Source organism: Novosphingobium sp. 11B (genome assembly GCF_054589055.1).
Genome location: NZ_BAAILP010000105.1, coordinates 1 through 6,012, shown reverse-complemented (window position 1 = coordinate 6,012; position 6,012 = coordinate 1). Strand labels below are relative to the sequence as shown.

The 6,012-nt window shown below is 67.4% G+C and carries 6 protein-coding genes; 1 reads left to right on the top strand and 5 read right to left on the bottom strand.

Annotated features, from left to right (window positions below; all coding sequences use genetic code 11):
* Positions 1 to 84 precede the first annotated feature (84 nt).
* Positions 85 to 1,200: an alkane 1-monooxygenase gene (locus tag ACYPYD_RS09390; protein WP_459662902.1), complete on the bottom strand. Its 1,116-nt coding sequence runs from the start codon at positions 1,198 to 1,200 to the stop codon at positions 85 to 87.
* A 126-nt stretch (positions 1,201 to 1,326) separates the two neighbouring features.
* Between ACYPYD_RS09390 and ACYPYD_RS09385 the strand changes: the two genes are divergently transcribed.
* Positions 1,327 to 2,070: a MerR family transcriptional regulator gene (locus ACYPYD_RS09385; protein WP_459662901.1), complete on the top strand. Its 744-nt coding sequence runs from the start codon at positions 1,327 to 1,329 to the stop codon at positions 2,068 to 2,070.
* Here ACYPYD_RS09385 and ACYPYD_RS09380 read toward each other — a convergent pair whose 3' ends face one another.
* The 4 genes from ACYPYD_RS09380 to ACYPYD_RS09365 are packed head-to-tail and all read right to left on the bottom strand — an operon-like array spanning position 2,071 to position 5,908.
* A complete protein-coding gene (locus tag ACYPYD_RS09380) occupies positions 2,071 to 2,679 on the bottom strand; it encodes a TetR/AcrR family transcriptional regulator (protein WP_459662900.1) in 609 nt (202 codons plus the stop codon). It lies immediately after the preceding gene.
* Positions 2,680 to 2,692: 13 nt separating this feature from the next.
* Positions 2,693 to 4,297 (bottom strand): long-chain fatty acid--CoA ligase, encoded by a 1,605-nt coding sequence (locus ACYPYD_RS09375; RefSeq protein ID WP_459662899.1) that lies wholly within the window; start codon positions 4,295 to 4,297, stop codon positions 2,693 to 2,695.
* Positions 4,294 to 5,142 carry an alpha/beta fold hydrolase gene (locus tag ACYPYD_RS09370; RefSeq protein ID WP_459662898.1) on the bottom strand — a complete coding sequence of 283 codons (849 nt, stop codon included), beginning with the start codon at positions 5,140 to 5,142 and terminating at the stop codon, positions 4,294 to 4,296. Before ACYPYD_RS09370 ends, ACYPYD_RS09375 begins: the two co-directional genes overlap by 4 nt.
* Before the next feature lie 19 nt (positions 5,143 to 5,161).
* Positions 5,162 to 5,908 carry an SDR family NAD(P)-dependent oxidoreductase gene (locus tag ACYPYD_RS09365; RefSeq protein WP_459662897.1) on the bottom strand — a complete coding sequence of 249 codons (747 nt, stop codon included), beginning with the start codon at positions 5,906 to 5,908 and terminating at the stop codon, positions 5,162 to 5,164.
* Positions 5,909 to 6,012: the final 104 nt, after the last annotated feature.

Here is a 6,012-nt window from a genome sequence, read left to right as displayed (position 1 = left end):
GTCATTGCGAGCTCAGCGAAGCAATCCAGGGCGGTTTACGCGGCCCTGAATTGCTTCGCTGCGCTCGCAATGACGAAGGGGGCCTTACGCCGCCGCCATCTGTCCTTCGGCCACGGGCTTGTCCTCGAACCAGTCGGGCCATCCGGCACGACGGTTCTGTTCGCGTGCCAGTTCGCGCTCGGCGGGAGAGGCCATCTCGTTGTCCCAGCGGCGCAGCGCGGGCATGATGACCTTGTGGTGCCACAAGGGCGGGATCAGCGCCGAGAAGAAGCACACGAACACGCTCGGCATCGGGATCCACTGCCGATCGGGCACCAGTTCGTAGAACGCCGCGAAGCTGTTGGTGTGGTGATCGGCGTGGTTGGTGATCTCGAAGCCCATCACGCGCGAGATCGGCTTCAGATGGTTCCACACATGGCGGCGGTCGATCTGCGTGCCGGGAACCCGGATAAGACCGTAGTGCTGGAAGTAGTTGAAGCTCTCGATCCAGAAGCGCGCGCCGATCATCCCGGCCAGCGCCACCGCATTCGCGCGCCAGCCGCCGATCGCGAACAGGGTCGCGTGGAACGCCAGCAGCACCAGCGCCGCGCGGTATACCCGGTGGCCGATCGACCAGCGGCCTTTACCCATCTTCTCCAGATTGTCGCTTTCCGAGCGCCACGCTTCCTTCGTGCTCTCCACCACCGCGCGCGGGGTGAAGGCGTAGAGGCTGGTGCCGCGCGGTGCGGTGTCGCCGTCCAGCGTGGTGGCGACGTGGATGTGATGGCCCACCACATGCGCGATCTCGCGCGTGGCGTCGAGGTAGCAGACCTGGCAGTAGCGCCCGACGAGGCGGCGCAGCTTGCCGCGCTGGTGGTAGAGTTCGTGCGTTGCGGGGACCAGCGGGATCACGCTAAGCCACGCGCACGAGGCGATGACGCCCGCATATTCCCACCCGCTCGCGCCGGGATTGCGCGCGGCCCAGTAAGCGGCGGCAAGGTAGATCACCGGACCCAGCAGCGCGCAGAGCCACACGGGGATCTCGACCAGCCCTTCATGCCGGATGCGGCGGGCGCGAAAGTCGTTGGGCAGCACGCTGTCGACAAGGCCGAACGCGGGCAGGCTGGCGATGCCGACCCAGACCCACGGCCCGCCGACGATGAAGCTGGCGATCACCGCCACCTGCAAAAGCACGCCCAGATAGTAGCGCGAGTAGTCCATGTTCCTCTCCACAGGAATGCTCAATAATTGCGTTATATCTATACGCAAAAAATGCGTTATGGCAATCCGTGAAATTGCATCTCGGTCGGCCAAGACATTCCCGCTTGGAATGCGTATGGAAGGCCCATGAAAATGCGTGATCTGGAAGCCCGTACCGGTGTGAACCGCGAAACCATCCGCGTGCTGTTCCGTGCCGGGCTGCTCCCCGATCCGCACCGTCCGGCCCGCAACGTGGCCGATTACGGCGAGGAGCACGTCCGCGCGATTCTCGCGGTGCGCAAGCTGCAGCAGGATTCGCGCATGACCCTGCCGCAGATCAAGGCGGCGCTCAGCGGGCAGAACGGGTCGACGCAGATCGGCGCCAATGCGCTCGGCCATCTGGAGGAACTGGTGTCCGGCCGCGTCGGCGTGCGCAAGGGCTACCTGTCGCTGGCGGCGCTCGCGGAACAGAACCCCAAGGCACCGGGCGATGCCCGCGCGCTGGCGAAGCTGGAGATCATCGAACTGGCCGAGGGTGAGGACGGCCCGATGATCAGCATCACCGACGCCGAACTGCTCAACATCTGGAGCCGCATGCGCAGCGTCGGCTTCGACGAGGAGCACGGCTTCCCGCCCGACATCCTCGACTACTACGTCAAGGCGTCCGAATTCGTCGCGGCGAACGAGGCGAAGTTGTTCCTCGAACAGGTCGAAGGCCAGATGGGCGAGGATGAGGCGGCGGCGATGCTGGAAGTGGCGCTGCCCTCGATGCTCGATTTTTTCGGCATCCTGCGCCAGCGCGCGTTCCTGCGCATGATCGGCGAACGCACCCGCGACGGCGCCGGGATCAAGGTGAAGAAGCTGCCCCGCGCGCCTCGCGCGAAGGGCTGATCAGCGCCGCGCCAGTCGTTCGGCGATCCATTGCTGCGTCAGGGTTTCCTCCAGCGCATCGGGTTCCGCCCAGAAGCGGCGGATCGAGAAGCCCGAGATCATCGCCGCCGCCGAGCGCACCGCCCCTTGCGCTTCCTCCTCGCTCCAGCCTGCGGCGGCGAGGCGGTTTTTCCAGCCTTCATAGACCGGCGTGCGCAGCCCGCTGACGCTGCCGCGCAAGACGGGGTAGAATTCCGCGTCCTTGGCCGCTTCCATGGTCATGCCGATGGCCACCCAGAAGCGGTCGCTGAAGAAGAACCCGTGCAGGTCGTCCAGGAGCGCACGCAGCACCGCTTCGGGCGATGCATCGGGCGCGAGGTCGCCTACGCCGCTGTCCTGCTCGGCCAGCGCCAGCGCCTGCTCCACGGCGGCGAGGACCAGCGCGTTCTTGTCCGGGAAGTGGTGCATCAGCGCCCCTTGCGAGACGCCCGCCGCCTGCGCCACGTTGCGCATGCGCAGGGCGTTGAAGCCGCCTTGCGCGATCGTCTCGTAGGCCGCAGCGGCGAGGCGGGCGCGCATCGCCTCGCTGCGTTCGGCCTGGGTGCGGCGCGGTTTAGGGGCTGTCGGCAATCGCGGGTCCTCCTCAACAGGCAAGGATATCGCGATAGGTGTCGCGGATCACCTTCTTGTCGATCTTGCCCGTAGCGGTCAGCGGCACGCTTGCGAAGATCACGCGGTCGGGCATCCACCATTTCGCCACCCGTGCGGCGAGGTGATCGAGCACCTGAGCCTCGGACAGCGCGGCGCCTTCGTGCGCCTCGACCAGCAGGATCGGGCGCTCCTCCCACTTGGGATGCGGCACCCCGGCGACGGCGGCGACCTTCACGCCGGGGCAGCCTGCGGCGGTGTTTTCGAGGTCGATCGAACTGATCCACTCGCCGCCGGACTTGATGACGTCCTTGGTGCGGTCGGTGATGCGCATGAAGCCGAAGGGGTCGATCGTGGCGATATCGCCGGTATCGAACCAGCCCTGCGCGTCGCAGGCGCTTTCCTCGCTTCGGTAGTAGTGGTCCAGCACCCAGGGTCCGCGCACCATCAGCGCGCCGGAGGTCTCGCCATCGTGGGGGAGGGGTCTGCCTTGCGCGTCGACGATCTCGATCTCGATCCCGAACAGCATGCGCCCCTGCCGCGTCCAGATGCGTTCGCGCGCGTCCTCTTCGCCGAGGTCAGCGAGCGCGGGGGTCGGGGCGGAGACGACGCCCAGCGGGCTCGTCTCGGTCATGCCCCACATCTGGCGCACCGCGACACCGCGCCGGTCGAAGGCCACCGCCATATCGCGCGGCACCGCAGAGCCCGCGATGAACACGCGCTCCAGCGTGCCGGTGTCTCCCCCGGTGCGGTCGAGGTGGTCGAGGTACATCGTCCAGATCGTCGGCACCCCGCCCGAGAAGGTGACGCCCTCAGTGCGGACCAGTTCGTCGAGCGAGGCGCCGTCCATGCGGTCGGCCGGGAGCACGAACTTGACCCCGTTGATGGCCCCTGCGAACGGCAGGCCCCACGCCGTCGCATGGTAGAGCGACTGGCACGGCATCACCACGTCGAAGGCGCTGAACCCCATGCTGCCCGACAGCCCGCCGGCCAGCGCATGCAGCACGGTCGAGCGGTGCGAATAGAGCACGCCCTTGGGATCGCCCGTGGTGCCTGAAGTGTAGCACAGGAATGCCGCAGCATTTTCGTCGAAGCTGGGCCAGTCCAGCGTGTCCGGGTGCGGGGCGATCAGCGCCTCGTAGCTTTCGATGCCCTCGCAGGGCCGGTCGGACAGCACGATCAGGCGTTCGACATGCTCCAGCCGGTCGCGGATGCGCGCGACGGTCGCCGCCATGTTGCGGTCCAGCAGCAGTACGCGGCTGCCCGCGTGGTTGATGGTGTAGACCAGATGTTCGTCGGGCAGGCGCGGGTTAGCGGTGTGCAGCACCGCGCCCATGCCGGGGACCGCGAAGAACAGCTCGAAATGCCGGTGCGTGTTCCACGCCAGCGAGGTCACCCGGTCCCCCGAGGCGACGCCCATGGCGGCCAGCATCCCCGCCGCCTGCGCGGCGCGGCGCAGGCAGGCGGCATAGTCGTAACGCCACAGTGGCTCGTCCACGTTGCGCGAGACGATCTCGCGCGTGGCGTGCGCGCTTGCGGCAAAGCGCAATATGTCGATGATGGCGAGCGGACGCGCCTGCATCGAGCCGGGTATGGTCATTGCGGGCCTTTCAGGAAGGGCGTCACCAGCGCCACGAAACGTTCGCGCTTCTCGATCTGCGTCCAGTGGCCGCACTGGCCGAACAGGTGCAGTTCGCTGTTGGGGATGAGCTGGTGGAAGCGCTCCGACACGGCATGCGGGACGATCACGTCCTCGCGGCCGTGGACGATCAGCACTTCATGCGGCAGCGCGGCCAGCTTGTCCTCATCGGTGGCGAGGGCTTCCAGCCAGCGCTGGCGCGGCTCGGGGAACAGGCTGGAGAACGCCTCCTGCGCGCCGGGGCGCACGCTGGCCTCGAAGCGGGATCGCACGATCTCGTCCTTCACCAGCGCGGGGTCGAAGGCGAAAGTGGTCATGAGGTCGCGCATCGCCTCGACTGAGGGTTCGTAACCCCAGACCTTGCGCAGGCCCTCCGTCACCTCGAAGTGCACGCCCGCCGCGCCCATCAGCACCAGACGGCCGACCCGCTCGGGGTGCCGCGTGGCCAGCGCCAGCGCCAGCGCGCCGCCATAGCTGTTGCCGATGAAATGCGCGCGCTCGATGCCCAGCGCGTCCATGAAGCCGGTCAGGTGCGCGATCCAGCGGTCCATGTCGAACCCGGCGATGTCCTCGGGGAAATCGGTGTAGCCGAACCCCAGCGTGTCGGGCGCATAGCAGCGGAAATGCTGCGCCAGATCGGGGATCACTCCGCGCCAGTTGGCATAGGCGGTAACGCCGGGACCGGAGCCGTGGATCAGGATCAGCGGATCACCTTCGCCTGCCACGATATAGTTGGTGCCGATGCCGCCCACATCGACGTGCTCGCCGATCTCGGGGTTGCTCAAGGTTGCGGAATCCGTGCTCATCATCGTTCTCCCAGAAGGCTTATAGCATGGTGGTGCCGCCGTTGACGCTGATGACCTGTCCGGTCACGAACGCGGCGGCGGGACTGGCAAGGTGGGCGACCATCGAGGCGACTTCCTCGACGGTGCCGGGGCGGCCCATCGGGATCACCTCGACGACCTTGCGGATGAGATCGGGGTTCATCGCCTCGATCTCGTCGTACTGTTCGGTGCGCACGGCGCAGGGGGCGACGGTGTTGACGGTGATCCCGTCCTGCGCGAATTCGCGTGCGAGGCCGGTCGTCAGGCCATGCACGCCGCCTTTTGCTGCATTGTATGCTGCATGATCGACAAGGCCGTTGCGTACCGAATCCGCTCCGATGTTGATGATGCGCCCGTACCCGGCCTGCTTCATGTGCGGCAGCGCCAGCCAGCACATCCAGAGCGCCGACCACAAGTTGCGGTCCACTGTTTCTCGCAAGGTTTCGGGCGTATGCGAAAGGAACGGCGCGATGATGCCGCCGCCCGCGTTGTTCACCAGAATGTCGATCCCACCGTGCTTGTCCAGCGCGGCATCGACGAGGGCGCGGGCGGCCGCCTCCTGCGCCAGATTGCCGCCGCAGCCGATCCCGCCGAGTTCCTCGGCCAGCGCTTCGGCCACATCGGGCGAGAGATCGGCCACCACCAGCCGCGCGCCGTCCGCCCGCAGCCGCTGCGCGATGGCGCGGCCGATCCCGCGCCCCGCGCCGGTGACGATGGCGACTTGTCCGGCCAGCGGTCCGTCAGCCATGGCGGGCGAGCACCGGACTGCCCTTGCCGAAGCGCGGGTCGGGGCGGCCGCCCCAGGTGTCCATGACTTCGGCCTTGTGCTCCAGTTCGCGGGGGCCCCGCGCG

Excerpts from the sequence above, each read along its gene's own strand:
- ACYPYD_RS09390 (WP_459662902.1), bottom strand. The coding sequence starts at position 1,200 with ATGGACTACTCGCGCTACTATCTGGGCGTGCTTTTGCAGGTGGCGGTG.
- ACYPYD_RS09385 (WP_459662901.1), top strand. The coding sequence starts at position 1,327 with ATGAAAATGCGTGATCTGGAAGCCCGTACCGGTGTGAACCGCGAAACC.
- ACYPYD_RS09375 (WP_459662899.1), bottom strand. The coding sequence starts at position 4,297 with ATGACCATACCCGGCTCGATGCAGGCGCGTCCGCTCGCCATCATCGAC.
- ACYPYD_RS09370 (WP_459662898.1), bottom strand. The coding sequence starts at position 5,142 with ATGAGCACGGATTCCGCAACCTTGAGCAACCCCGAGATCGGCGAGCAC.
- ACYPYD_RS09365 (WP_459662897.1), bottom strand. The coding sequence starts at position 5,908 with ATGGCTGACGGACCGCTGGCCGGACAAGTCGCCATCGTCACCGGCGCG.